29 protein-coding genes are annotated in these 25,432 nt (G+C 71.3%); 6 read left to right on the forward strand and 23 right to left on the reverse strand.

Annotation, left to right across the window (positions count from 1 at the left end):
* Positions 1–180 precede the first annotated feature (180 nt).
* The 9 genes from trpA to hisI all read right to left on the reverse strand — a co-directional run bounded on the left by trpA (position 181) and on the right by hisI (position 7,673).
* The gene (gene trpA, locus ACFWP7_RS35875; protein ID WP_384390519.1) at positions 181–996 is read right to left on the reverse strand and encodes a tryptophan synthase subunit alpha; all 816 of its coding nucleotides are present in this window, start codon (positions 994–996) and stop codon (positions 181–183) included.
* On the reverse strand, positions 993–2,276 hold the full coding sequence (gene trpB, locus ACFWP7_RS35880; protein ID WP_384390521.1) for a tryptophan synthase subunit beta: 1,284 nt from the start codon (positions 2,274–2,276) through the stop codon (positions 993–995). The genes trpA and trpB overlap by 4 nt, the downstream gene beginning before the upstream one ends.
* A gap of 421 nt (positions 2,277–2,697) precedes the next feature.
* Positions 2,698–3,072, reverse strand: a complete 375-nt coding sequence (gene trpM / locus ACFWP7_RS35885) for a tryptophan biosynthesis modulator TrpM (protein WP_384390524.1) — start codon at positions 3,070–3,072, stop codon at positions 2,698–2,700.
* Positions 3,073–3,079: 7 nt separating this feature from the next.
* Positions 3,080–3,889, reverse strand: coding sequence for an indole-3-glycerol phosphate synthase TrpC (gene trpC / locus ACFWP7_RS35890; protein WP_384390527.1), 810 nt, complete (start codon positions 3,887–3,889; stop codon positions 3,080–3,082).
* A 174-nt stretch (positions 3,890–4,063) separates the two neighbouring features.
* On the reverse strand, positions 4,064–4,519 hold the full coding sequence (locus ACFWP7_RS35895) for a DUF2752 domain-containing protein (protein ID WP_384390530.1): 456 nt from the start codon (positions 4,517–4,519) through the stop codon (positions 4,064–4,066).
* Positions 4,520–4,610: 91 nt separating this feature from the next.
* Positions 4,611–4,850: an HGxxPAAW family protein gene (locus tag ACFWP7_RS35900; protein WP_384390532.1), complete on the reverse strand. Its 240-nt coding sequence runs from the start codon at positions 4,848–4,850 to the stop codon at positions 4,611–4,613.
* A gap of 192 nt (positions 4,851–5,042) precedes the next feature.
* Positions 5,043–5,696, reverse strand: coding sequence for a TIGR02234 family membrane protein (locus ACFWP7_RS35905; protein ID WP_384390535.1), 654 nt, complete (start codon positions 5,694–5,696; stop codon positions 5,043–5,045).
* 55 nt (positions 5,697–5,751) lie between these two features.
* The gene (locus tag ACFWP7_RS35910) at positions 5,752–7,227 is read right to left on the reverse strand and encodes an anthranilate synthase component I (RefSeq protein WP_384390538.1); all 1,476 of its coding nucleotides are present in this window, start codon (positions 7,225–7,227) and stop codon (positions 5,752–5,754) included.
* A gap of 11 nt (positions 7,228–7,238) precedes the next feature.
* Positions 7,239–7,673, reverse strand: coding sequence for a phosphoribosyl-AMP cyclohydrolase (gene hisI / locus ACFWP7_RS35915; RefSeq protein ID WP_384390541.1), 435 nt, complete (start codon positions 7,671–7,673; stop codon positions 7,239–7,241).
* 260 nt (positions 7,674–7,933) lie between these two features.
* Between hisI and ACFWP7_RS35920 the strand changes: the two genes are divergently transcribed.
* Entirely contained in the window at positions 7,934–8,569 is a 636-nt protein-coding gene (locus ACFWP7_RS35920; RefSeq protein ID WP_384390543.1) for a TIGR03085 family metal-binding protein, read from the forward strand.
* Positions 8,570–8,593: 24 nt separating this feature from the next.
* On the opposite strand, the gene ACFWP7_RS35925 is transcribed toward ACFWP7_RS35920, so the two are convergent.
* The 10 genes from ACFWP7_RS35925 to hisD all read right to left on the reverse strand — a co-directional run bounded on the left by ACFWP7_RS35925 (position 8,594) and on the right by hisD (position 16,344).
* Complete coding sequence (locus tag ACFWP7_RS35925; RefSeq protein WP_384390546.1) at positions 8,594–9,835, reverse strand: MFS transporter; 1,242 nt, start codon at positions 9,833–9,835, stop codon at positions 8,594–8,596.
* Positions 9,836–9,886: 51 nt separating this feature from the next.
* On the reverse strand, positions 9,887–10,474 hold the full coding sequence (locus ACFWP7_RS35930) for an ArsR/SmtB family transcription factor (RefSeq protein WP_384390549.1): 588 nt from the start codon (positions 10,472–10,474) through the stop codon (positions 9,887–9,889).
* A gap of 129 nt (positions 10,475–10,603) precedes the next feature.
* A complete protein-coding gene (gene hisF, locus ACFWP7_RS35935; protein WP_384390552.1) occupies positions 10,604–11,359 on the reverse strand; it encodes an imidazole glycerol phosphate synthase subunit HisF in 756 nt (251 codons plus the stop codon).
* Positions 11,356–11,754 (reverse strand): RidA family protein, encoded by a 399-nt coding sequence (locus ACFWP7_RS35940; RefSeq protein WP_384390555.1) that lies wholly within the window; start codon positions 11,752–11,754, stop codon positions 11,356–11,358. Before ACFWP7_RS35940 ends, hisF begins: the two co-directional genes overlap by 4 nt.
* On the reverse strand, positions 11,751–12,479 hold the full coding sequence (gene priA / locus ACFWP7_RS35945; protein WP_384390558.1) for a bifunctional 1-(5-phosphoribosyl)-5-((5-phosphoribosylamino)methylideneamino)imidazole-4-carboxamide isomerase/phosphoribosylanthranilate isomerase PriA: 729 nt from the start codon (positions 12,477–12,479) through the stop codon (positions 11,751–11,753). The genes ACFWP7_RS35940 and priA overlap by 4 nt, the downstream gene beginning before the upstream one ends.
* A 3-nt stretch (positions 12,480–12,482) precedes the next feature.
* A complete protein-coding gene (gene hisH, locus ACFWP7_RS35950) occupies positions 12,483–13,136 on the reverse strand; it encodes an imidazole glycerol phosphate synthase subunit HisH (RefSeq protein ID WP_384390640.1) in 654 nt (217 codons plus the stop codon).
* Positions 13,133–13,297 (reverse strand): hypothetical protein, encoded by a 165-nt coding sequence (locus ACFWP7_RS35955; RefSeq protein WP_365427638.1) that lies wholly within the window; start codon positions 13,295–13,297, stop codon positions 13,133–13,135. The genes hisH and ACFWP7_RS35955 overlap by 4 nt, the downstream gene beginning before the upstream one ends.
* 4 nt (positions 13,298–13,301) lie before the next feature.
* Positions 13,302–13,895 (reverse strand): imidazoleglycerol-phosphate dehydratase HisB, encoded by a 594-nt coding sequence (hisB, locus tag ACFWP7_RS35960; protein WP_384390561.1) that lies wholly within the window; start codon positions 13,893–13,895, stop codon positions 13,302–13,304.
* Positions 13,892–15,001 (reverse strand): histidinol-phosphate transaminase, encoded by a 1,110-nt coding sequence (locus ACFWP7_RS35965; RefSeq protein WP_384390564.1) that lies wholly within the window; start codon positions 14,999–15,001, stop codon positions 13,892–13,894. The genes hisB and ACFWP7_RS35965 overlap by 4 nt, the downstream gene beginning before the upstream one ends.
* Positions 14,998–16,344: a histidinol dehydrogenase gene (hisD, locus tag ACFWP7_RS35970; RefSeq protein WP_384390567.1), complete on the reverse strand. Its 1,347-nt coding sequence runs from the start codon at positions 16,342–16,344 to the stop codon at positions 14,998–15,000. The genes ACFWP7_RS35965 and hisD overlap by 4 nt, the downstream gene beginning before the upstream one ends.
* Before the next feature lie 180 nt (positions 16,345–16,524).
* Between hisD and ACFWP7_RS35975 the strand changes: the two genes are divergently transcribed.
* The 4 genes from ACFWP7_RS35975 to ybaK all read left to right on the forward strand — a co-directional run bounded on the left by ACFWP7_RS35975 (position 16,525) and on the right by ybaK (position 20,637).
* The gene (locus ACFWP7_RS35975) at positions 16,525–18,105 is read left to right on the forward strand and encodes an oxidoreductase (RefSeq protein ID WP_384390570.1); all 1,581 of its coding nucleotides are present in this window, start codon (positions 16,525–16,527) and stop codon (positions 18,103–18,105) included.
* 225 nt (positions 18,106–18,330) lie between these two features.
* On the forward strand, positions 18,331–19,350 hold the full coding sequence (locus ACFWP7_RS35980) for a hypothetical protein (RefSeq protein WP_384390573.1): 1,020 nt from the start codon (positions 18,331–18,333) through the stop codon (positions 19,348–19,350).
* An 11-nt stretch (positions 19,351–19,361) separates the two neighbouring features.
* Entirely contained in the window at positions 19,362–20,102 is a 741-nt protein-coding gene (locus ACFWP7_RS35985; protein ID WP_384390576.1) for an LON peptidase substrate-binding domain-containing protein, read from the forward strand.
* 31 nt (positions 20,103–20,133) lie between these two features.
* The gene (gene ybaK, locus ACFWP7_RS35990) at positions 20,134–20,637 is read left to right on the forward strand and encodes a Cys-tRNA(Pro) deacylase (protein ID WP_384390579.1); all 504 of its coding nucleotides are present in this window, start codon (positions 20,134–20,136) and stop codon (positions 20,635–20,637) included.
* A 280-nt stretch (positions 20,638–20,917) separates the two neighbouring features.
* Here the strand turns inward: ybaK and ACFWP7_RS35995 are convergent, their stop codons facing one another.
* The 4 genes from ACFWP7_RS35995 to ACFWP7_RS36010 all read right to left on the reverse strand — a co-directional run bounded on the left by ACFWP7_RS35995 (position 20,918) and on the right by ACFWP7_RS36010 (position 24,933).
* Positions 20,918–21,574 carry an AAA family ATPase gene (locus ACFWP7_RS35995; protein ID WP_384390582.1) on the reverse strand — a complete coding sequence of 219 codons (657 nt, stop codon included), beginning with the start codon at positions 21,572–21,574 and terminating at the stop codon, positions 20,918–20,920.
* Between the two features lie 34 nt (positions 21,575–21,608).
* Positions 21,609–22,433, reverse strand: coding sequence for an ABC transporter permease (locus tag ACFWP7_RS36000; protein WP_384390584.1), 825 nt, complete (start codon positions 22,431–22,433; stop codon positions 21,609–21,611).
* Positions 22,434–22,530: 97 nt separating this feature from the next.
* Entirely contained in the window at positions 22,531–23,505 is a 975-nt protein-coding gene (locus tag ACFWP7_RS36005; protein WP_384390643.1) for an ABC transporter ATP-binding protein, read from the reverse strand.
* A 213-nt stretch (positions 23,506–23,718) separates the two neighbouring features.
* Positions 23,719–24,933 (reverse strand): NYN domain-containing protein, encoded by a 1,215-nt coding sequence (locus tag ACFWP7_RS36010; protein WP_384390586.1) that lies wholly within the window; start codon positions 24,931–24,933, stop codon positions 23,719–23,721.
* Positions 24,934–25,155: 222 nt separating this feature from the next.
* On the opposite strand from ACFWP7_RS36010, the gene ACFWP7_RS36015 reads away from it, so the two are divergent.
* Positions 25,156–25,335, forward strand: coding sequence for a hypothetical protein (locus ACFWP7_RS36015; RefSeq protein ID WP_384390588.1), 180 nt, complete (start codon positions 25,156–25,158; stop codon positions 25,333–25,335).
* Positions 25,336–25,432 lie beyond the last annotated feature (97 nt).

Genomic DNA, 25,432 nt, shown 5'->3' on the forward strand with positions numbered 1-25,432 from the left:
CGTGGTTTTCTTCTGCGCTCCCGCGGCCCCCCCCCGCGGGGGGGGGGTCCTATTCCCCTCCCGTTACTCCCCCCACACACCCGCAAAACCCCCGGGGGCCCCCCCCCCCCCCCCCCCCGGCCCCAGGTCCACCCGTTCGAGTGAGCGGATTGTCCGTTACCTACAGATATGCACTGTCTGTTACAGCGCTCCTCGCACACCCTTCGCAAGGTCGGCGGCGAGCGCTCGTACGGCTTCCAGGCCGGCCCGCTCGTCGGGCGCGTCCAGCATCCGCTTCACGAAGGCGGATCCGACGATCACACCGTCGGCGAAGCCGGCCACCTCGGCGGCCTGTTCGGCGCTGGAGACGCCGAGGCCGACGCAGACGGGCAGCTCGGTGGTGGCCTTGGTGCGCCGCACCAGGTCCTGCGCCTGCGCGCCCACCGACGCACGGGTACCCGTGACGCCCATCAGCGAGGCCGCGTACACGAAGCCGGAGCCCGCCGCGGTGATCTCGGTGAGCCGGGCGTCCTTGCTGCTGGGCGCGACGACGAAGACGGTCGCGAGCCCGTGCTTCTCGGCGTGCTCCCTCCACAGCGCCGACTCCTGCACCGGCAGGTCCGGCAGGATGCACCCGGCGCCGCCCGCTTCGGCCAGTTCGGCGGTGAAGCGCTCGACGCCGTAGCGGTCGATCGGATTCCAGTACGTCATCACGAGCACCGGCTTGCCGGTGGCCTCCTGCGTCTCCCGGACCGTCCGCATCACATCGGCGATCTTGACTCCGCCGCGCAGGGCGATGTCGTCGGCCGTCTGGATGACGGGGCCGTCGAGGACGGGATCGCTGTGCGGCAGCCCGACCTCGACGACGTCGGCGCCCCCGTCGAAGACGGCCTTGATGGCGTCGATCCCGCCGTCGACGGTGGGGAACCCCGCCGGCAGGTACGCGATGAGGGCGGCCCGCCCTTCCGCCCTGGCGCGGGCGAGGGTGTCGCTCAACAGCTGGATGTTGCCGCTCACTTGGCGTCCCCCTCGATCTCGGCGGTGTCGGCCGCGTTGGCGGCGACCTCGGCGTCGGTGTCGTACAGGCCGAAGTAGCGGGCGGCCGTGTCCATGTCCTTGTCGCCGCGGCCGGACAGGTTGATGAGGATCAGGCCGTCCGGGCCCAGCTCCTTGCCGACCTCCAGGGCTCCGGCCAGCGCGTGCGCGCTCTCGATCGCCGGGATGATGCCCTCGCTGCGGGAGAGCAGGCGCAGGGCCTGCATCGCCGCGTCGTCGGTGACCGCGCGGTACTCGCCGCGGCCGCTGTCCTTGAGGTAGGAGTGCTCGGGCCCGATGCCCGGGTAGTCGAGTCCGGCCGAGATGGAGTAGGGCTCGGTGATCTGCCCTTCCTCGTCCTGGAGGACGTAGGACCGCGAGCCGTGCAGGATGCCCGGCTCACCGGCGGTCAGCGTGGCCGCGTGCTCACCGGTCTCGATGCCGTGCCCGGCGGGCTCGCAGCCGATCAGTCGTACGCCGCTGTCGGGGATGAAGGCGTGGAAGAGCCCGATGGCGTTGGAGCCACCGCCCACGCAGGCGACGGCGGCGTCGGGGAGCCGTCCGGCGCGCTCCAGGATCTGCCTCCGCGCCTCGACCCCGATGACCCGGTGGAAGTCGCGGACCATGGCGGGGAAGGGGTGCGGCCCGGCCACGGTCCCGAACAGGTAGTGGGTGTGGTCGACGTTGGCGACCCAGTCGCGGAAGGCCTCGTTGATGGCGTCCTTGAGGGTGCGGCTGCCGGACTTCACGGCGATGACCTCGGCGCCCAGCATGCGCATGCGCGCGACGTTGAGGGCCTGCCGCTGGGTGTCGATCTCACCCATGTAGATGGTGCATTCGAGGCCGAAGAGTGCGCAGGCGGTGGCGGTGGCGACGCCGTGCTGGCCCGCTCCGGTCTCCGCGATGACGCGCGTCTTGCCCATCCTCCGAGTGAGCAGGGCCTGCCCGAGGACGTTGTTGATCTTGTGGGATCCGGTGTGGTTGAGGTCTTCCCGCTTGAGGAACACCCGTGCCCCACCGGCGTGTTCGGCGAACCGCGGTACCTCGGTCAGCGCACTGGGGCGCCCGGTGTAGTGGACGAGCAGATCGTCGAGCTCACGCGCGAACTCGGGATCCGACTTCGCCTTGTCGTACTCGACGGCGACCTCGTCCACGGCGGCGACCAGCGCCTCCGGGATGAACTTGCCGCCGTACGCGCCGAAGTACCCCTCGGCGCTGGGAACTTGACCCTCGGGGTCGGGAATGAAGAACTCGCTGGGCATGCGGCTACCTCGCAGGGGCGTCGGCCCCGGTTACAGGTTGGACAGGGATTCACGTTATCGATCACGTAGGCACGCACGCCTCCGGCAAGGGGCCTCACTGAGGAACGCCTTTCCCGGACCGGCCGATCCCGCCGGCGGCACCGCCTGCTTTCCCACCCACCCGGCCATACCGGGGATGGGTGCCCCAGCACAAACCCCAAGGGGGTTCTCTCCGCCGCGACGGCGAGAAGCCGGATGACGGTGGTCGGCGGTGCCGAGCCGGCCCGGAACCACCGATCGGTGACGGGCGAAGCCCGAGCCGGTCGGCAGAGCCGGAGCGCCTCCCGCCGCAGGGACAGAAGGCCCACCGGCATGGACCGGCCGTGCCGGGTCCAGGTCAGCTCAGTTCACCCGGAGGGTGGAACCGGCGTCGGGGACGGCGTCAGCGTGCGGGCGCGAGGCGCCATCGCATGCCGTTGACCTGGCCCGGCTCATCGCCGATGACATAGCGAACGCGGCGTCCGTGGACGCGGCGTGCGGGCGCCCGGCACCCGCGCGGGCGGCAGCCTCGGGCGAGGCGGGCGTAGGCGTCCCGGGCCGCCGTGGCGACCGGGAGCGGCGCGGCGGACCGCACACAGGGGCGTATGGCATACGAGTCGCTGCGGCTCAGGAGCTGCACAGCGACCCCCTGGCCGGGACGCCCGACGTACGAGTCACCCCGGTCCGGGAGCGGTGCGGCCGACCCCACACACGCCGAACCCCCGTCGGGGCGCAGGCCCGGACGGGAGGTGGCGTCGGCGTGGGGCGAGGCGGGCATCGGGGTGTCAGCCCCGTCCGTGCCGCAGGGCGGGGTGGGCGCCCGCGGCGACGAGGTCGGAGACGGCCGTCTTGGGGTCGCGGCCGGTGACGAGCGACTCGCCCACCAGGACCGCGTCGGCGCCTGCGTTGGCGTACGCGATGAGGTCGTGCGGCCCACGGACGCCGGACTCGGCGATCTTGACGATGCCGGCCGGGATCTCGGGGGCGACGCGCTCGAAGGTGGAGCGGTCCACCTTCAGGTCCTTGAGATTGCGCGCGTTGACGCCGATGACCTTCGCGCCGGCCTCCACGGCCCGCTCCGCCTCGTCCTCGTCGTGCACCTCGACGAGCGGGGTGAGCCCGATGGACTCCGCGCGCTCGATGAGGGACTCCAGGGCGGGCTGGTCGAGGGCGGCCACGATCAGCAGCACGAGGTCGGCGCCGTACGCGCGGGCCTCCCACAGCTGGTACGACGTGACGATGAAGTCCTTGCGCAGTACGGGGATGTCGACCCTGGCGCGGACGGCCTCCAGGTCGGCCAGCGAACCGCCGAAGCGGCGTTGCTCGGTGAGGACCGAGATGACGGCCGCACCGCCCGCTTCGTAGTCCGCGGCGAGCCCGGCCGGGTCGGCGATCGCGGCGAGCGCGCCCTTGGACGGGCTGGAGCGCTTGACCTCGCAGATGACCTTGACGCCGTCACCACGCAGGGCCGCCACGCCGTCCTTGGCCGCCGGAGCCTTCGCCGCGCGCTCCTTGAGCTCGTCGAGGCTGACGCGCGCCTGCCGCTCCGCGAGGTCGGCACGGACTCCGTCGATGATCTCGTCGAGCACACTCACGCGAGCGGCCCCCTTCCTGCGGTGAAGAGCTGAAGCGGTTGAGCAGCTGACCCGGGTTCACCGCCTCGGACGGTTGCGACGTGTCAGACCCCTCACTGCGATGGTATCCGGAGGAAGGCGTAGACCTCGCATCCGGTTGACGCCGGTCCCACTACCTGGACCTTTGTCATTTGATCAAGGGTGCAGCCAGCCACCGAAGGGCAGGTTCCGGACAACCGTGAAGACCAGCACCAACGTGCCGATGGTCCACAGGTGGACTGGCCCCGGTTCGACCCGCGGCGGGCGCCCGCGCACCGACCGGACCACCCATACGGCCCACACCGTCACGAAGCCCAGAAACGCCACGACGGCGAGCGCGTTGTCCGTGAGCGCCGCCGCGAAGTCCCCGTGCACGAAGGCGTGCGCACTGCGCAGACCGCCGCATCCGGGGCAGTACACGCCCGTGAGCCGCAGCAGCGGGCAGACGGGGTAGTGCCCTGGCTGGTTGGGGTCGACGGCCCCGACGTAGGCGAAGGCGCCGACGACGGCCGCGAGCACCCCACCGGGTACGGCGAGCCGCCGCAGTGCGGCGCCCGCTCCGGGTTCCGCGCTCTGTGTCACCCGCTGGGATTCGGCGTTCACCCCACGCATTGTGCCCCTCACCCGCCCGGAACGCCCGTACGCGGGAGAGGCGGCCCCGGCAGCTGCGCCGGAACCGCCTCTCACCAGGTCTACGGGATGCTCAGCCCTCGGCGCCCACGGTCTCACGGGCCGTACGCGCGGGCTTGGTCCTCGCCTTGCCCAGGCCCGCCGCCTGCATCACCATGCCGACGACACCACCGAGGGCGACGATGACCAGACCGGCCCAGAAGCCCAGCGGGTCGGCCAGCACCGTGAAGGCGCCGGAGACGCAGAAACCGATGAAGACGATGATGGCACCGGTCCAGGCGGCCGGGGTGTGACCGTGGTTGCTGCCCGCCATGACTTGCTCCTCGTTACTGAGTACGTGCTGCGTACGTGTGGTGAGTCGGACGCTCCTCGGCCATTGTCCCGTACTCGCGGGCGTGCCGTGAGCGGGGGGTCGGTCCGCGCGCGTCGGTTCGGCCGGGTCAGGACGAAAGCCCTGGGACGCAGGTCCCCGGGGACCCGGACTCAGGAGCCCGAGGACCGGCGATCAGGTCCCTGCCGGGTCCGGGCCCGTCGGATCTTCACCGCGGTCGAGCGCCTTCCAGATGTCCTCCGGGCGGTCCGGGTCGACCGGCTTGGCCTTGCGCGGCCGGGGTGTCCCGTCGCGCTCGTAGCGGCCCGACATCGCGGGCCACAGCCGCCCGTAACGCAGCGCGAGGAGACCCGCGAGGAGGATGAGGGCGCCGCCCGCGGCGGCGACGTACGGCCAGGCGGTGTGGCTGAGCGCGTCCGCGGTGGCGGCGGTGTCGCCGGAGGCCGCCGCGGCCTTCTCGTCGAGGGCCGACCTGTCGCCTGCGCCGAGCACGGCCGCCACGACGATGCCCGCGCCGGAGAGCGCGAGCAGCGCGGAGACGAGGAAGCGTCCGGAGCGGCGGACCGCGAAGACGGCGACGAGCGCGGCGAGGCCCACTATGGCGAGCGCCGCGGGCACGCCCGTGACGTCGCTGCCCGAGGCGGTCAGCGGAAAGTCGCCGCCGGCCACCGAGGCGGTGCCCGACGCCCAGTTCTGCCGGGTCGACAGCAGTGCCACGGCCGCGCCGAGGGCGCCGCTGAGCAGGGCCACGGCGAGGCTGCGGCGGCCGGAGCCGGCAGGTCCGGGGGTTTCGGATCGGGGGTGCGGAACAGCAGTCACGTACTCCACTATCGCCTGAACCCCGGCCGAACGGTCACCCGGGGCTCACGTGAGACTTGTCCTATTACCCCAGCCGGTTCGCCGTGTGCACCGCGCGGAGCACCGCCGCGGCCTTGTTGCGGCACTCGTTATCCTCCGCCACCGGGTCCGAGTCGGCGACGACTCCGGCACCGGCCTGGACGTACGCCGTGCCGTTGCGCAGCAGCGCGGTACGGATGGCGATGGCGGTGTCGGAGTCGCCCGCGAAGTCGAGATAGCCGACGCAGCCGCCGTACAACCCCCTTCTGGAGGGCTCCAGTTCGTCGATGATCTGCATCGCGCGCGGCTTGGGCGCACCCGAGAGGGTGCCGGCGGGGAAGCAGGCGGTCAGGACGTCGAAGGCGGTGCGTCCGGCCGCGACCCGCCCGGTCACCGTCGAGACGATGTGCATCACGTGTGAGTACCGCTCGATGGACATGAAGTCGACGACCTCGACGGAGCCCGGTTCACAGACCCGTCCGAGGTCGTTGCGCCCCAGGTCGACGAGCATCAGGTGCTCGGCGCGCTCCTTGGGGTCGGCGATCAGCTCGTCGGCGAGGGCCTGGTCCTCCTGGACGGTGGCACCGCGCGGCCGGGTGCCCGCGATGGGGTGCACCATCGCGTGCCCGTCCTCGACCTTGACGAGGGCCTCGGGGGACGAACCGACGACATCGAAGCCGTCGAAGCGGAAGAGGTACATGTACGGGGAGGGATTGGTCGCGCGCAGGACTCGGTACACGTCCAACGCGCTTGCCGTGCACGGCGTTTCGAAGCGCTGGGAGGGTACGACCTGGAAGGCCTCGCCGGCCCGGATGCGCTCCTTGATGTCCTCGACGGCGTCCTGGTATTCGGGGCCGCCCCAGAGCGCGGTGTACTCGGGGAGTTCGGAGGGCGGAAGGGCGGCGGGCGGCTGCGAGACCGCGCGGGAGAGGTCCGCCTCCATGGCGTCGAGGCGCGCGACGGCGTCCGCGTACGCCTCGTCGACTCCCGTGTCGAGGTCGTTGTGGTTGATCGCGTTGGCGATCAGCTGGACCGAGCCGTCCCAGTGGTCCATGACGGCGAGGTCGCTGGTGAGCAGCATGGTCAGCTCGGGGAGCTTCAGGTCGTCGTGCTCGCCGGGGCCGATCTTCTCCAGGCGGCGCACGATGTCGTACCCCAGATAGCCGACCATGCCGCCGGTGAACGGGGGCAGGTCCTCGCCGTGCGGCGTGTGCAGGGCCTCGATGGTGGCACGCAGCGCGGCGAGCGGATCGCCCTCGACGGGGACGCCGACGGGCGGGGTGCCGAGCCAGTGGGCCTGCCCGTCCCGCTCGGTGAGGGTGGCTTGGCTGCGGACGCCCACGAAGGAGTAACGGGACCATGATCGGCCGTTCTCCGCGGACTCCAGGAGGAAGGTGCCGGGGCGCTCGGCGGCCAGCTTGCGGTAGAGCGCGACCGGTGTGTCACCGTCCGCGAGGAGCTTGCGGCTGACGGGGATCACACGGCGGTCTGTGGCCAGCTTGCGGAAGGTCTCAAGGTCCATGGCGGCTGACCTTACTGATCCCGTGCCGGTACGCCGGAATCGGCGTTCTTGAGCAGTACGTCGGCCGGTACGTCGTGCAGTACGTCGACGTCGAAGCAGGTGCGGGCGCCCGTGTGGCAGGCCGCGCCGACCTGGTCGACCTGCACGAGAACCGTGTCGGCGTCGCAGTCCAGGGCGACGGACTTCACGTGCTGGAAGTGGCCGGACGTGTCGCCCTTGACCCAGTACTCCTGGCGGCTGCGCGACCAGTACGTGCAGCGGCCCGTGGTGAGCGTGCGATGCAGCGCCTCGTCGTCCATCCAGCCGAGCATCAGCACCTCACCGGTGTCGTACTGCTGGGCGATGGCGGGGACGAGCCCGTCGGCGCCGCGCTTGAGGCGCGCGGCGATCTCGGGGTCCAGGCCGCTGGGCCTGTCGGGCCTGCTGGGCGGAGGCGTGCTGGTCATAGGGACCATTGTGCCGCGCCGGTGGGACGCGCCAGGCAGTTGTCCACAGGCCGGACCGGACACGGCCCGAGGTCTGTCCACAGGCGGGACCGGGGCACGGCCCTGCGTTTGCCCACGGGCCGGACCGGGGCACCACCCGACGAATGTCCACGGGCCGGACCGGGGGCACGGCTCGCCGTTTGTCCACAGTGCCGGTCCCGCGGCCTCTACTGGCCGCCGTCCACTGGGCGGACCGGTGGGACGGTCGTAGGCTTGCCGGCATGTCGACCCATGCAAAGCGTGAACGACTTCTCCTCGCCGACCTGTTGGAGGCCGAGGGTCCGGACGCCCCCACCTTGTGCGAGGGCTGGAACACCCGTGATCTCGCCGCCCACGTGGTGATACGCGAGCGCCGCGCGGATGCCGCGGGCGGAACGTGGATCAAGCAGCTCGCGCCCCGTCTCGAACGAGTGATGACGGAGTTCGCCGAGAAGCCGTACGAGGAGCTGATCCAGCTGATTCGTACGGGCCCGCCGCGCTTCTCCCCGTTCTCCCTGAAGCAGATCGACGAGGCGGCGAACACCATCGAGTTCTACGTCCACACCGAGGACGTACGCCGTGCGCAGCCCGACTGGACACCGCGGGCGCTGGACTCGGTCTTCCAGGATGCCCTGTGGTCCCGCCTGGAGCGCACGGCCCGGCTGACGGGCCGCGGTGCGCCGACCGGCCTGGTGCTTCGCCGGCCGGACGGCCAGACGGCGGTCGCACACAAGGGCACGCCGGTCGTGACGGTGACCGGCGAGCCCTCGGAGCTGCTGATGTTCGTGTTCGGACGCCAGCAGGTGGCCGATGTCGAGCTGGAGGGCGACAAGGACGCGATCGCGAAACTGCACGAGGCGAAGCAGCTCGGGTTCTGATCGCCGGTCCGGGGGAAGGGCCCGCTATTTCGGAAGCTCGGCGCGGCGCAGCGGCGCGACGCTCAGGGCGAGCACTCCGCCGAGCCCGCAGACCACCGCGCTGGTGACGAAGACGGGCCCGGTGCCCCACCAGCCGATCGCGGCGGCGGTCAGCGGCATGCTGAGCGGGGCGAGGCCGAGGCTGACGATGCCGGAGACGGAGCTGACCCGGCCGAGGTAGGCGGGGTCAGCCTGGGTCTGCAGCAGCGCGCCGCACAGGGCGCCGCTGAGCCCCGCGAGCAGGCCGATGAGAAGGGCGACACCGACGGCGGCGGCGACCGTGGGGACGTACGCGAGCGAACCGATCGCGAGCGCACCCGCCAGGATCGCCAGCGCCGACACCCGCCCCGCGTGCGGCAGCCGGCCCCGCACGGTCAGCAGCATCCCGGCGGCCCCCGCACCGGTCCCGAACCCGGCGAGCACCCAGCCCATCCCGGAGGCGCCCCAGCCACGCTGATCGGCCAGCAGGGTCAGGCCCACGTTGAGCGGTCCGACGAAGCCCAGGTCGCCGAGCGCGATGGCGACGATGAGCGGGGCGAGGACGGGGTGGCGCCTGATGTATCCCAGGCCGTCCCGGAGGTCGCGCCACGGGGTGCGCTGGGCGACCGCGTCGTCGGCGGGCAGGTCCTTCATACGTACGGAGACCAGTAGCGGCACCGACACGGCGATCAGCATGCCCGCAAGGCCGAAGGCCGCCGCCGCGCCTCCGAGGGCCACGCAAAGGCCGCCGATCGGTGCGCCCACCACGTTGGCGAGGCGGATCGCGAGGCCCCGCATGCCCTGGACGCGGGCGAGCTGGCCGCGGCTGGTGACGCGGGCGGGGAGGGCGCCCACCGCGGGCATGAAGACCGCGTCGACGGCGCCGAAGACGATGGCGAGCAGGGCCAGCGGCCAGAGCCCGGGGCTCGCCGTGAACAGCAGCGCGGCCACCGTGAGGACGGCCACGCAGCGCACGGCGTCACTGCCGATGACGACCTTCCGCGGCCCGAAGCGGTCGGCGACCACTCCCCCGCCCAGCATCAGCAGCGCCCGCGGTACGGCGCTCACGGCCATCACCAGGCCGGCCTGCGAGGGCGTACCGGCCTGGACGGCCGCCCAGGACAGCGCGATGTAGTAGACGTTGTCGCCGATCATCGACGAGGCGTAGGCACCGAGCCAGCGCAGTACGTTGCCATCGCGGTGGGCGGGCCTGTCGGTGGCTACCGGGGCTTGGGGTACGGCGGTCATGGTCACGGAGTACGTCCTCTCAGGGCTTGAGGGCTTCAGGGCTTCAGGGCTTCAGGGGCGGAACGGGAAGCCGTACACGTGCAGCGCGACGTTCTCGCGCCCTTCGGTGGCACCGGCCGCTTCTTCGGCGCGGCCCTTGTCGTCGTACTTCCTGATGACCGTGAGCAACTCGTCCTTGAGCGCGTCGAGTTCGGCGGCCGTCAGCCGGAGCGTGCCTTCCGAGTCGGCGGCGGCGTCGTTCCACTCCGTGGGCCAGGTGGCGCGCTCGTCGAGGTAGCGCCGGTACTGGTCGCCGCGCTGCTCGTGGAAGAGCCGGGTGAACGCCAGGTGGGCGGCCTGCTTCTCGGGCGCGTCCCGGAAGTCCCCGCCTCGGACGCTCACACCGTCCGAGGCGGGTTCCCACCAGCGCTCCCGGCCGTCCCCGCTGCGCGGCTCGGCCTCCTCGATGAGCCCGTGCTCGGCGAGCTTGCGCAGGTGGTAGCTGACCAGTGAGGGCGCCTCGTCGACCTGCTCGCCCAACTGGGACGCGGTCGCGGCGCCGGTCACGATCAGCGCCCGGTACAGCTTCATCCGCAGCGGATGCCCCAGGGCCTTGAGCGTGCCCACATCCGTGATCCGGCGGTTCTCCTTGCTTGCCATGCCTCGACTCTAGATACGAAAGAAAAATTGCGCAACTAAAATTGCGCAACTTTCACTTCGTATCTGCCGGGCGCCCGCACACGACTGAGCCCCGGTCACCAAGTGACCGGGGCTCAAAGACAGTTGACCTCAGCGAACGGGATACCCCGCCCCCCGCAACGTCTCCTTCACCTCACCGATCCGCAGATCACCGAAGTGGAAGACGGACGCGGCGAGCACCGCGTCGGCGCCCGCGGCGATGGCCGGCGGGAAGTCGGCGAGCCGCCCCGCGCCGCCGCTGGCGATCAGCGGAACGGTCACGTGCTTGCGTACGGCCTCGATCATCTCGATGTCGTAGCCGTCCTTCGTGCCGTCCGCGTCCATCGAGTTGAGCAGGATCTCCCCCGCGCCCAGCTCGGCGGCCCGGTGCGCCCACTCGACGGCGTCGATGCCGGTGCCCGTGCGCCCGCCGTGGGTGGTGACCTCGAAGGAGCCGCTCTCCGTGCGACGGGCGTCCACCGACAGCACGAGGACCTGCCGTCCGAACCGCTCCGCGATCTCCCGGATGAGTTCGGGCCGGGTGATCGCCGCCGTGTTGACCCCGACCTTGTCCGCCCCGGCCCGCAGCAGCCTGTCCACGTCCTCGGCGGTACGGACACCGCCTCCCACGGTCAGCGGGATGAAGACCTGCTCGGCCGTGCGGCGCACCACGTCGTACGTGGTCTCGCGGTTGCCGGAGGACGCCGTGATGTCCAGGAAGGTCAGCTCGTCGGCGCCCTCGGCGTCGTACACCTTGGCCATCTCGACGGGGTCGCCCGCGTCGCGCAGGTTCTGGAAGTTGACGCCCTTGACGACCCGGCCGTTGTCGACGTCCAGGCAGGGGATGACTCGTACGGCGAGGGTCATGACGCCGGCTCTCCCCTGTACGCCTCCACCTCGACCTCGACGACCAGACTCGGGTCCACGAAACCGGAGACGATGATCATCGATGCGGCGGGGCGCACGGAGTCGAACAGCTCCTTGTGGGCGCGGCCGATGTCCTCCACGTCACGCGCGTGGGTGATGTACATGCGCGTACGGACGACGTCGTCGCGGCCGAGGCCGAGCTCCTCCAGCGCCGCGAACGCCACCTTGAAGGAGTTGACCGTCTGCTCGTACGGGTCGCCCGCGGCGATCTCCCCGTTGATCACGGAGGTGCACCCGGCGACCAGCACCAGGCCGTTCGGCAGCTCCACCGCGCGGGAGTACCCGAAGGCCTCCTCCCAGGGCGCACCGGTCTGGATACGTCGTACGCCGCTCACAGGGCAGCCACCGCTTCCAGGGCCTCTTCCAGGGTGAACGCCTTCGCGTACAGGGCCTTCCCGACGATCGAGCCCTCGACACCGAGGGGCACCAGCTCGGCGATGGCACGCAGATCGTCCAGGGAGGAGACGCCGCCCGAGGCGACGACCGGGCGGTCGGTCGCCGCGCACACATCGCGCAGCAGTTCCAGGTTCGGGCCCTGCAGTGTGCCGTCCTTGGCGATGTCCGTCACCACATACCGTGCGCAGCCCTCGGAGTTGAGGCGCTCCAGCGTCGTGTAGAGGTCGCCGCCGTCGCGGGTCCAGCCGCGGCCGCGCAGCGTCGTGCCGCGTACGTCGAGACCAACCGCGATCTTGTCGCCGTGCTCGGCGATGACCTTGGCGACCCACTCGGGGGTCTCCAGGGCCGCGGTGCCGAGGTTGACGCGGGTGCAGCCGGTGGCGAGCGCGGCGGCCAGGGTGTCGTCGTCGCGGATGCCGCCGGACAGCTCCACCTTGATGTCCATGGCGCCGGTAACCTCGGCGATCAGCTTGCGGTTGTCGCCGGTGCCGAACGCGGCGTCCAGGTCGACGAGGTGCAGCCACTCGGCGCCGGACCGCTGCCAGGCGAGGGCCGCCTCCAGGGGAGAGCCGTACGAGGTCTCCGTACCGGACTCACCGTGCACCAGGCGGACCGCCTGGCCGTCACGGACGTCGACGGCGGGGAGGAGTTCGAGCTTGGCCATTGTCTACAGGGTTCCGATCCAGTTGGTGAGCAGCTGGGCTCCGGCGTCGCCGGACTTCTCGGGGTGGAACTGGGTGGCCCACAGGGCGCCGTTCTCGACGGCCGCCACGAAGGGCTTGCCGTGCGTGGACCAGGTCACCAGGGGCGGCCGTATCAGCGGGTTCCCGACCTCAAGGGACCAGTCGTGGACGGCGTACGAGTGCACGAAGTAGAAGCGCGCGTCGGCGTCGAGCCCCGCGAAGAGCTGCGAGCCGGCCGGGGTTTCGACGGTGTTCCAGCCCATGTGGGGCACGATCTCGGCCTGGAGCGGCTCGACCGTGCCGGGCCACTCGTCGAGGCCCTCGGTCTGCACGCCGTGCTCGATGCCGCGCGCGAAGAGGATCTGCATGCCGACGCAGATGCCCATCACCGGGCGGCCACCGGCCAGTCGCCGGCCGACGATCCAGTCGCCGCGCGCCTCACGCAGGCCCTTCATGCAGGCGGCGAACGCGCCGACGCCCGGCACCAGCAGCCCGTCCGCGTTCATGGCCTTGTCGTAGTCACGCGTTATCTCGACCTCGGCGCCGGCGCGGGCAAGGGCCCGCTCGGCGGACCGCACGTTCCCGAAGCCGTAGTCGAAGACGACGACCTTCTTGGAAGTCTTCTTGGGCGCGGTCAATTCCACACCGCCAACCGCATGACCCCCGCCACGAGGCACATCGCGGCGCCGATCGAGAGCAGCACGATGAGGCTCATCGGCATCTTCTGCTTGACGAAGGAGTAGACACCGCCGAGGAGGAAGAGCCCGACGACGATGAGGATGGTGTTGAGGCCTGTCATGGCTTTACAGCGCACCCTTCGTGGACGGGAGGATGCCGGCGGCGCGCGGGTCACGCTCGGAGGCATACCGCAGGGCGCGGGCCAGTGCCTTGAACTGGCACTCCACGATGTGGTGCGCGTTGCGGCCGTAGGGCACGTGCACGTGCAGCGCGATCTGGGCCTGCGCGACGAAGGACTCGAAGATGTGCCGGGTCATCGTCGTGTCGTACTCGCCGATCATCGGCGCCATCTGCTCGGGCTCGGTGTGCACGAGGTAGGGACGCCCTGAGAGGTCGACGGTCACCTGGGCGAGCGACTCGTCCAGCGGGACCGTGCAGTTGCCGAAGCGGTAGATCCCCACCTTGTCGCCGAGCGCCTGCTTGAAAGCGGCGCCGAGCGCGAGGGCGCTGTCCTCGATGGTGTGGTGCGAGTCGATGTGCAGATCGCCCTCGGTCTTCACGGTCAGGTCGAACAGACCGTGCCGGCCGAGCTGGTCGAGCATGTGGTCGTAGAAGCCGACACCTGTCGACACATCGACCTTTCCGGTTCCGTCGAGATCGATCTCGACGAGGACCGAGGTCTCCTTGGTCACCCGCTCAACTCTTCCGACGCGGCTCATGCGCTCTGCTCCTTCTTCAGTTCACGTACCGCGTCCAGGAACGCGTCGTTTTCGGCGGGAGTTCCGGCGGTGACCCGCAGCCATCCCGGGATGCCGTTGTCCCGGACCAGGACGCCCCGGTCGAGGATCTTCCGCCAGACCTCATGGGCGTCGGCGAACCGCCCGAACTGCACGAAGTTGGCGTCCGAATCGGTCACGTCGTAGCCGATCGCACGCAGTTCGGCGACCAGCCGGTCCCGTTCGGCCTTCAGCTGCTCGACGTATCCCAGCAGCGTGTCGGTGTGCTCCAGGGCGGCCAGCGCGGTCGCCTGAGTGACGGCCGACAGGTGGTAGGGCAGCCGGACGAGCTGGACGGCGTCGACGACCGCCGGGTGCGCGGCGAGATAGCCGAGCCGCAGCCCGGCCGCGCCGAACGCCTTCGACATCGTCCGCGAGACGACGAGATTCGGCCGACCTTCGAGCAGCGGCAGCAATGAGTCGCCGTGACTGAACTCGATGTACGCCTCGTCGACCACCACCATCGACGGCTTCGCGGCCTGCGCGGCCTCGTACAGCGCGAGGACCGTCTCGGGCGGCACCGCGTTGCCCGTGGGGTTGTTGGGGGTGGTGATGAAGACGACGTCCGGCCGGTTCTCGGCGACGGCCTGCTCGGCGGCGGCGAGGTCGATCGTGAAGTCCTCGTTGCGAGGACCGGAGATCCAGCCCGTTCCCGTGCCGCGCGCGATGAGCGCGTGCATCGAGTACGAGGGCTCGAAGCCGATCGCGGTCCGGCCGGGTCCGCCGAAGGTCTGCAGCAGTTGCTGGATGACCTCGTTCGAGCCGTTCGCCGCCCAGACGTTCTCGGTGGCGACCGGGTACTTGCCGGTCTTCGTCAGGTATTTGGCCAGCTCGGTGCGCAGCTCGACCGCGTCCCGGTCGGGGTAGCGGTTGAGATTCCGGGCGGCCTCGCGAACCCGCTCGGTGATCCGCTCGACGAGGGGTTCGGGCAGCGGGTACGGGTTCTCGTTGGTGTTGAGGCGTACGGGGACGTCGAGCTGGGGCGCGCCGTAGGGGGTCTTGCCGCGCAGCTCGTCGCGTACGGGGAGGTCGTCAATTCCAAAGGTCACTTGCCGGGCACCTTCCAACCACGCGTCCATTGTTCGGCTCCGCCAAAACGAGCCTTGATCGCCGCCCCGTGGGCGGGCAGGTCCTCCGCCTCCGCCAGCGTCACCACGTGATGGGCTACGTCGGCGAGGGCATCGCGCGTGTAGTCCACGATGTGGATCCCGCGCAGGAAGGACTGGACGCTCAGCCCCGAGGAGTGGCAGGCGCAACCGCCGGTCGGCAGTACGTGGTTGGAGCCCGCGCAGTAGTCGCCCAGCGACACCGGCGCCCAGGGGCCGACGAAGATCGCGCCCGCGTTCTTCACCCGGTCCGCGACCGCCGCCGCGTCGGCCGTCTGGATCTCCAGGTGCTCGGCGCCGTACGCGTCGACGACCCGGAGGCCCTCGTCGATGCCGTCGACGAGGACGATCGCCGACTGCCTGCCGTTCAGGGCCGGCACGATCCGGTCCTCGATGTGCTTGGTGGCCGCGACCTGCGGTTCCAGTTCCTTCTCGACCGCGTCCGCGAGGGCCATGGAGTCCGTGACGAGGACGGCGGCGGCCAGCGGGTCGTGCTCGGCCTGGCTGATCAGGTCGGAGGCGACGTGCACCGGGTCGGCGCTCTCATCGGCGAGGACCGCGATCTCGGTGGGTCCGGCCTCCGAGTCGATGCCGATCCTGCCGGTGAAGAAACGCTTGGCGGCGACGACCCAGATGTTGCCGGGGCCGGTGACCATGTTGGCGGGCGGGCAGGACTCGGTGCCGTACGCGAACATCGCGACGGCGGTGGCGCCGCCGGCCGCGTACACCTCGTCGACGCCGAGCAGCGCGCACGCGGCGAGGATCGTCGGGTGCGGAAGGCCGTCGAACTCGGCCTGCGCCGGCGAGGCGAGCGCGATCGACGGGACGCCGGCCTCCTGCGCGGGCACGACATTCATGATCACGGAGGAGGGGTACACCGAACGGCCGCCGGGGGCGTAGAGCCCGACCCGGTCGACCGGCACCCACTTCTCGGTGACCGAGCCGCCGGGCACGACCTGCGTGGTGTGCGTCGTACGGCGCTGTTCGCGGTGGACGAGCCGGGCGCGCCGGATGGACTCCTCCAGGGCCGCACGCACGGCGGGGTCGAGCTGCTCCAGGGCGTCCGTGAGCGCCTGGGCCGGGACCCTTACCTGCTTCAGGCGGACGCCGTCGAACTTCTCCGCGAAGTCGATCAGCGCCGCGTCTCCCCGATGATGCACGGCCTCGCAGATCGGACGCACCTTCTCCAGGGCGGCCGAGACGTCGAAGTCGGCTCGGGGCAGCAGGTCGCGCAGGGCGGCACCCTCGGGGAGGGCGTCGCCGCGCAGGTCGATTCGGGAGATCACGGGTCCAATTCTCTCAGACGGCGATCGGGCGTCGGACCCGCGTATCAATGGCTGATACAAGCCCTGCAAGATCAGCTTCACCGCTAGCGTTCGAGGCGTCACCCAGCGGGCATTGAACGGTTGTCCGAAACCCGCGAGTAGCTGGGGCGGACGCCTGGAGCTGGGGAGGAAGGGAAAACCGTGAGCGAGGGTGCCGGCATCCGCAATGGGGAACTGCCGGACGAACTGACCGCCGCCGAGGCCGGAATGTGGCAGTCCTTCCGCAATGGCAGTGTGTACGACCTGCGCAGCGGGGATTCGCTCGCCGACGATCCGCACGGCGGCCACCCCTGGGGTCCCGAGCGCAGCGTGCGGGCCAGGATCGTGGCATGGCTGCTGCTCGACGGGCCGCCCCCGCTCCAGGGCCGCGTCGCCTCCCTGAAACTGACCGGCGTGCAGATCACCGACGTGCTCGATCTCGCGGGCGGCACCGTGGTGCCGTACCTCGAGCTGAAGTCGTGCCGGTTCGAGAAGGAGATCCTGCTGCCGGAGGCCCGGTTCCAGACCGTACGGCTGGTGAACTGTTCGGTGCCGCGGCTCGAAGCGGCCCGCGTGCACACCGAGGGCGACCTGCATCTGCCGCGCTGCCGCTTCCACAACGGCGTACGCCTCACCGACGCGCACATCGGCACGGATCTGCTGCTCAACCAGGCCGTGGTCTACCGGGACCGGCGCGGGCGTTCGATCACCGGCGACGGCATGACCGTGGGGCAGGACCTGCAGGCCGAGATGCTGGAGTCGCACGGTGAGCTGAGCCTGCGCGGCGCCACCGTCGGTGTCTCGCTCAGCCTGCGCGGCAGCAGGCTGACCAACCCGTACACCCGCCTCGCGCTGAACGCCCCGCAGCTGACCGTCAACCGCACGCTCTACATGACTCCGGCGGCCGTCGGCAATCCCCTCCAGACCGGCGGGACCACCCCGGCGCGCGGCACCGTGGTGCAGCGGTTCGAGTGCCAGGGCGGGATCCGGCTGGACGACGGGCGGTTCGGGGACGCGCTCGACCTGGAGCGGGCCCGCTTCACCTTCGACGACGACCAGGAGCTGTCGCTGCGCCGGGTGCAGACGCCCGAGCTGCGTTTCCTCGGGCAGAAGCCGGAACGCGGCAAGGTGGTGCTGTCGGGCGCGAAGGTGGTCACCCTGGTCGACAGGGCGGCGAGCTGGCCGGGACCCGGCGGCCTCCACATGGGCGGCTTCGGCTACGAGAACCTGGTGCCGCAGGGCGCGTTCCCGCTGGCCCGGCGCCTGGAGTGGGTGGCCGCGGCGACCGCCGAGTACAACCCGGAGCCGTACGAGCGCCTCGCCACCGTGCTGCGCAACTCCGGCGAGGACGAGGACGCCCGCGAGGTGCTGCTCGCCAAGCAGCGCCGCCGCCGCGAGACGCTGCCGCTCGCCGCCAAGCTCTGGGGGTACGCGCAGGACTTGACGGTCGCCTACGGGTACCGGCCGGGGCGGGCCGCCCTGTGGATGGCGGTGCTGTGGGCGGCGACGTCCATCGCCTTCCGGCATGCCGACCACCCACCGATCAAGACCGGCGAACATCCGCCGTGGGACCCCTCGCTGTTCGCCCTGGACCTGCTGCTTCCGGTGATCGACCTGGGCCAGGTGGGCTTCTGGCAGCTGCGCGGCGGCTGGCAGTGGCTGGCCGCCGTGGTGATCCTCTTTGGCTGGATTCTGGCGACGACGGTGGCGGCGGGGGCGACGCGGCTGCTGCGGCGCGGCTGAGGTCGTGCGGCGCGGCTGAGGCTGTGGGATGCGGCTGAGGCTGTGGGATGCGGCTGAGGTTCATGTGGTGGTGCGCTCACCAGGGTTGACAGCTCACTGACAGTGGAACAACAGTCACCTTTTACCCTCCCTTGACTCGTGTCCGTACAACCAATCGGCGGTTACGAAAGCTTCACCTCACCTCCCTGGTACAGCCCCGACCTGCAGCTTTCAATGGTCTCCACCATGGCATTGCTGCGCGCGTTCATCCGTACCGCCCGGATGGCCAGAAACACCTCGCGCCTCGCCGCCGGACTGCCGGCCGACGAGGAGGTGCTGCTCGACGTCCCGGACGAGCGGCTCGGCCCCGCCCTCGTGGCGGCGGGCCGTGGCGAGTACGCCCCCGCGGCCAAACTGCTCACGACCACGCGGGAGCTCGCCGAGTGGGAGAACCGCGACCGGTACGCGATGCGTCTCGCGACCTTCGCGCGCTCCCGCGACGAGTGGCTCCAGGAGTGGCAGGCCGCCTCCCCGCACGACCCGGACGCCCTGCTGGTCAAGGCCGAGCTGGCGGTGTCCCGGGGCTGGGAGTCCCCGGCCCGCGTCGAGCTGCTGCGCGAGGTCGGCCCACTGATCGCCGCCGCCGCCGAGGGCGACCCGCGCGATCCGGTGCCCTGGCGGATCGCACTCGACCAGGCCCGCGGCACGAACGCCGGGCACACCGAGTTCGGGCAGTTGTGGGGCGAGGCCGTACGCCGTTCCCCGCACCACTACGGCTGCCATGTGGCCGCCCTGCAGTATCTGTCGGCCGCCTGGTACGGCTCGCACCGCGAGTGCTTCGACTTCGCCGAGCGGGCCGCGCAGGACGCGCTGCCCGGCTCCCTGGTGCAGGCGCTGCCGGTGCGTGCCGCCTTCGCGTATCTGACCGAGGGCGGCGGCGCCGCGGTACCGCGCGAGCGCCTCGACGCGGCGGCCGACCTCGCGATCGCGGTCTCGGCGACGTACGCCGCCGGCGACGCCTGGCCCGCGGAGGTCCGCAACCTCCTCACGTACGTCCTGGTCAGGCTGGAGCGCTGGGAGGACGCCCTGGAACAGCTGCGCGCGATCGGCCCGTACGCGACCTCGTTCCCCTGGGACCGGGTATCGGACGACCCCCTGGGCCAGTTCCTGGAACTGCGCGACGGCGTCCGTCTGGAGGTCGCCGCGGGCATGCCGCTGCATCCACGGAGTGAGCATTACGGACCCGCCCACTCCGGCGACCATTAGGCTCTCCCGTCGTGACCACCGTGCGGCTCCCGCTCTTCCCCCTGAACTCGGTTCTGTTCCCGGGGCTCGTGCTTCCTCTGAACATCTTCGAGGAGCGCTACCGCGCCATGATGCGCAGCCTGCTGAAGACCCCCGAGGACGAACCGCGCCGGTTCGCCGTCATCGCCATCCGCGACGGCCACGAGGTCGCGCCCACCGCACCCGGCATGCCGGACCAGACCTCCGTGCCCCGGCGCGGGCCCGCCGCCGGGTTCGGCGACGACCCGGCCAAGGCCTTCCACGAGGTGGGCTGCGTCGCGGACGCGGCGACCATCCGGGAGCGTGCCGACGGCAGCTTCGAGGTACTGGCGACGGGGACTACGCGCGTCAGGCTTCTCTCCATCGACGCCTCCGGCGAGTTCCTCACGGCCGAACTGGAGGAACTGCCCGAGGACCCCGGCGAGGAGGCCGGCGCACTCGCCGAGGGCGTCCTGCGGGCCTTCCGCCAGTACCAGAAGCGGCTGGCGGGTGCCCGGGAGCGCTCACTGACCACCGGCGCCGATCTTCCGGACGAGCCGGCGGTCGTCTCCTACCTCGTCGCGGCCGCCGCGATGCTGGACATCCCGGCGAAGCAGCAGCTTCTCCAGGCCCCGGACACGGCCGCCCGCCTGCGCGCGGAGCTGAAACTCCTGCGCGCGGAGACCGCGATCATCCGTAATCTGCCGTCGTTGCCGGCGGCGGACCTGACGCGCGGCCCGACGAGTCTCAACTGACGAGCCTCAACCGACGCATTCGAGAAGGCCGATGGCGAAGAAGCCGAAGAAACAGCAGCAGTCCGGGGGCACCCCGGCGACCGTGGCCCTGACGGCGGCGGGCGTCCCGTACACGGTGCACGCCTACGAGCACGACCCCGCACACCCCTCCTACGGCGAGGAGGCCGCGGAGGCGATGGGCGTCTCGCCGGAGCGCGTCTTCAAGACACTGGTGGCCGACGTGGACGGCACCCTGACCGTCGCGGTCGTCCCCGTCGCGGGCACCCTCGATCTCAAAGCCCTGGCCACGGCGGTGAGCGGCAAGCGCGCGACGATGGCGGACCCGGCGGCCGCCGAACGCACCACGGGGTACGTCCGCGGCGGCATCTCCCCCCTCGGCCAGCGCAAAAAACTCCCCACGGTCCTCGACGCCTCCGCCGCCGCCCACCCCACGATCTGCGTCTCGGCCGGCCGCCGCGGCCTGGAGGTCGAACTCTCCCCCGCCGACCTCCTGACCCTCACCGCGGCGGTGTCCGCCCCCATCGGCCGCGCCTGACCCCTCGACGTACGTCCCCTCCTCGGCTAAGCACGAGAGGCATGTCGAAGAAAACCCGAAAACGCAAATGGCGCACCAGAAAGGCCAACCACGGCAGGCGCCCAGCTTGAACACGGGTTTCTCGCCCCTGCCCGTCCCCTACCTCTGGGGGCTGCGCCCCTGCCAAAGATTTTCAGCCCCTCCGGCGTTTGAGGAGCGGGGTCTGGGGCGGAGCTCCAGAAACAAGGGACGGGTAGGGGCGGAGGGGGCGAAAACCCGAGGCCGCCCCCCCTCACGGCCACTACCCAACCGGCGGCGAAGGCGGCGCAGCCTCGTAGGGGCTCAGGAACGGATCCGGGTCCCGCGGCCCGAACAGCGCGGTCAGCCCGAGGTGGACGACCAGCCCCGCCAGGGACCACGCCAGCAGCGCCCCATGCGCCCCCAGCTTCAATGGCGCGGAGAACGTAACCCCCTTGCCCACTTCCTTGGCATGCGCGACCACATCCTGCGTGGGCCCCAGCCAGATCCCGATCCGCCACGCGAGCAGCGACCCGAGCACTCCCCCGACCGCAAGAGCGACAACCAGCGGAACACCCCCACGCCGCCGCCACAGGAACACGACCAGCGCACTCACCGCCCCGAACGCCAGCGCCAGCAGAGTGAACGTTCCGTCGACCCCGATGGCCTGCTCCCCCTCGGAATCCTTGAGGTACACCGCACTGTCGTCCGCGACCAACGGCACCGACGGCGCCAGCCACCACCACAGCACCCCGAGCAGCACCCCACCGAGCGCCACGGCCACCGCGATCACGGCGGCCTCTCGCAGTTCGGTCTTCATCCCAGGGCCGTCCTCTTCATACCCGGCGGCCCCCACCACACCATCGGCAGGCGGAACCTGCCAGGCGTCGTGCGAGGGCTGGTCATGCGGCGGCGGAGGCGGAGTCAGCGGAGCGGTCACCCTGACATCGTGCCAGGCCCGTCTGTCAGCCGCGTCACCGGACGGCCGCCCGGCGGTACGCCCAGGTCGCCAGAGCCAGCGAAGCCACCCCCGCACCCGCGCAGACGCCCAGGTCCCCGACGACGACGGCCCAGTCGGGATGCGCTTCGAAGGTCCGCGCAAAAGCATCGACCCCGTACGTCGAGGGCAGCAGATCCCGCCCGTACTGCACGACCGTCGGCAACCGGCCCGCCGGCAGCACCCCAAGCAGCAGCGCCGCCGACATCCCCAACTGCCCCAGCAGTGTGGCGAGTTCGGGTCGCGGCGCGAGCAGCCCGAACGTCGCCCCGAGCCCGGCCAGCGCGGCACCCGCGAGCGGGATCACCAGGGCGAGCACCCACAGGTTGGCCATCGGCAACCCGAAGAGCAGACAGCCGAAGACGGCGGTGGCGATGGTCCCGGGCACGGTGAAGGAGGCATACGCGCCCGCGGCGCCGAGCACGACCGCGGCAGGCGGCACGGGCAGCGTCGCGTAGTGGTCGAGCCCGCCGCCGGCGCGGAGCTGTCCGAAGTACTGGGCCAGCAGGTTGAGCGCGACGAAGGCCACCACGAGTACCGCCGACCCGGCCACCACGGCCTGCGCCTCGCCGCCGCCGTCCACCACGCCCCGCATCAGGACCATGATCCCGACGGACTGGAAGGTGGCCACGAACAGCAGCGGAATCCGTGCGACGCGCGCCCGGGACAGCTGCGCCCGGTACACGGCGGCCATGGACGGCCACAGCCGGGCCCGGGGCCCCAGCGGTTCCGCGGCGTCGGCGATGTCCTCGGCCACGGACAGCGCACTGCCCGGCAGCACCTCAGCGGGTACGACACTCACGTCGAGCTGCTCCTCTTCACTCCGGCAGCAGTCCTGCTCTCGGGGCCCACGACAGTCCGTACGGATTCCGCGCCCCGCACACTCAAGGCACCCGCCCTCACGCCTTCACCAGCCCCTGTGTGGCGGCCCCGCCCAGCGCAAGGTACACATCCTCCAGGCTCGGGGTGGCCAGCGTGAAATCGTCCAGGGCGGCGAAGGCGGCGCCACCGGTGACCGTGGCGACGGCCGCGCGGGCCTCCTCGGGGGCGAGCCGCAGGGTCCAGCGCCGGCCGGACTCGACGGCCCGCTCACGCAGCGCGGCAACCTCGGGGACGTGCAGCGGAGGGTGGTCGCGCCAGACCAGTTCGACGCGCACCTCGCCCGCGACCTTCTCCTTCAGCCCGGCCGGGGTGTCGCAGGCGATGACCCGGCCCCGGTCCAGGACGGCTACCCGGTCGAGGACTGTCTCGGCCTCGATGACGTTGTGGGTGACCAGCAGGACGGTCGTCCCACGCTCGGCCCGGCGCCGGTCGACGGCCGCCCAGACCGCCCGCCGCGCGATGGGGTCCATGGCCGTGGTCGGCTCGTCGAGGACGAGCAGCGACCGTTCCCCCACCAGGGCGGCGGCGACGCACGCGAGGCGCCGCTGACCGCCGGACAACTTCTTGAGGGGGCTGGAGGCGATCGAGGCGAGACCCAGCTCGTCGAGTACGGCGTCCCGCTCGGCCCGCGCCGCACGGAGTTCGAGCCCACGCAGCCGCGCGGTCGTCTCGGCGGCGAGTGACACCGTCAGCTCGTCGAGGGCGGTCGACTCCTGGCCGAGGTACGCGAGAAGCCGCGCCGCCCGCTCGGGGTGGCGCACGATGTCGTGCCCGAGGATGTCCACGCTGCCGCTGTCGGGGCGCAGCAGCCCGGTCAGCTGCCGTACGAGGGTCGACTTGCCGGCGCCGTTCGGCCCGAGCAGCCCGAAGATCTCACCGCGCCGGATGTCCAGACGTACCCCGTCGGTGGCCCGCACCTCCGGTGTACCGGGACTGCCGCGTCGTCCGCGCGTGGCCGGGTAGGTCTTGGTGAGCCCGCGCACCGAGCACACCAGATCACGTCTGTGCCCGTTGCGGACTGCCCCTGCCGTGCGCGTACTCACGAAGGACTAGACTACGGGGTCCGATGCCCCGATATGAGCGCGGGGCCTCGGCTCACCCCGCCGCGAGGCCGCTCCCGTGCCTCCGCCCGACCCTCGAAAGGCCTGCCCGCTGCCGACAGGTGCCGTCTCAGCCGTCGCCGGCGGAGGGCCGCGGCCCTCCGCTCACTCCCCCACAGGCGCGTGTTCCGCCGCCGTACGCACATCGATCTCGCGCCAGAACCCGGCCCGGATCGCGTACCGGTCGTGCTCGTCGATCTGGTCGTCCTTGTGGGTGAGCAGCCCGAAGCGGGCGGCGTAGCGCAGCAGTTCGCCGTCCACCCGGTGCGGGACACGGGGATACATCACGGACAGCTTCTGCAGATGGCTCTGGTCGGTGAGCCGCTCCATCCAGCGGCGCGCGAAGACCTGTCCCACCTCGTACGGATCGCCGCCGACGGTGGTGATGTCCTCCTCGCGGTCCGCCCAGCGCTGCTCGGCCGAGGTGAGCTGGGCGAGGGTGGGCAGCGAGGCGGCCTCCGCGGACTCGGCGGTGCCCCCGGGGCGCTCGACCCAGCCCTTGTCGGAGGACCAGCGCAGGGTCGCGCTCGCGGGATGCTGGGCGGGCTGTGCGCCGGGTCCGCGCAGCGCGGCCAGGTCCTTCGGGGTGGGTACGCCCTTGGGCGCGGGCGTCCGCTCCTCGGTGCCGTTCGAGGAGTCGGCCGCCGAGGCGTGCTCCGTCTCCGGCGCCGACCGCTCGGCCGCGGCGCCGTGCGACTCGGGCAGCGGCGCGGAGAGGATCGCGGCGATCTCGGGGCGCGGCACGGGCGGCGGCGCGCAGACCCCGCCGAGTTCCTTGGCGCGCACGGCCTTGGTGATCCAGACCCGGTCGAGCACCCGGCGCTCGTCCGCCTCGGCCACCAGGTCCTCGGACTGGTTGTAGTCCCCGTCGGCGGCCTGCACGGCCCACAGGTGTACGGCGACCCCGTGCTCCTTGGCGGCCATCATGCCCGGCAGCAGATCGCCGTCGCCTGTCACCAGGACCACGTCGGAGCAGGCCCGGTTGCGGGCGAGCTCGGTCAGCTCGGCGTGCATGGCGGCGTCGACGCCCTTCTGGGCCCACCGCCCGTCGCTACGGGTCAGGGCACCGAGCCGCACCGTGACGCGCGGCATCACCCGCAGCCTGCGGTGCTCGGGCTGGGGTACGCGGTCGGGGGCGCCGTCGAACCAGTAGATGCGCAGCAGCGGGCGCTCCGTGTCGGACTCGGCGCGCTCGCGCAGGCCCTGGATGAGGGCGGCGTGGTCGACGGTGATCCGGGAGCGGGACGAGTCCCCGGCGAGAAGGCTGGCAGCAGCCCCGAGCAGATACCCGGCGTCCACCAGGACGATGCAGCGGTCCACGCGGTCCACCCTCTTTCCGGGAGGTTTGCTTTGGGCTTCCTTCGAGTCTGCCCGACCACGCGGAGGTTAACGGCCGGAACTCGATCTTCGGCGTGGCGTATCGGGATATCACTCTCCGACAGGCCTTATTACGCACGGTAATTCTCCGAAATGCGGCTCTTCTCAGCCTATGTGAGTCTGGTCCCGGCCCTGGCCCCGGGAACCCCGTAGGAGGCAATCACCATGGCCAAGAACAAGAACCGCAAGCAGGGCGGCCAGCAGGACCGCTCCTCACAGGCCGAGCGCGCGCAGGAGCAGGCCCAGCGGTCCTCGACGGAGGCGCAGCAGTCGCCGATGCCGCAGACCCAGGGCAGCCCCGCGGATGTCGCCCGTAAGCACCAGAAGCGTTTCGGCCACAACTAAGGCCTGGTGCAGGGCTGTTCAAGCCCGGCAGGGCCGTTGAGGCCCAGGCACACCGCGAGGGGCGCATCCGGATCCGGATGCGCCCCTCGGGTACGCC

The sequence above is a fragment of the Streptomyces sp. NPDC058470 genome (assembly GCF_042721055.1).
GTDB lineage: Bacteria > Actinomycetota > Actinomycetes > Streptomycetales > Streptomycetaceae > Streptomyces.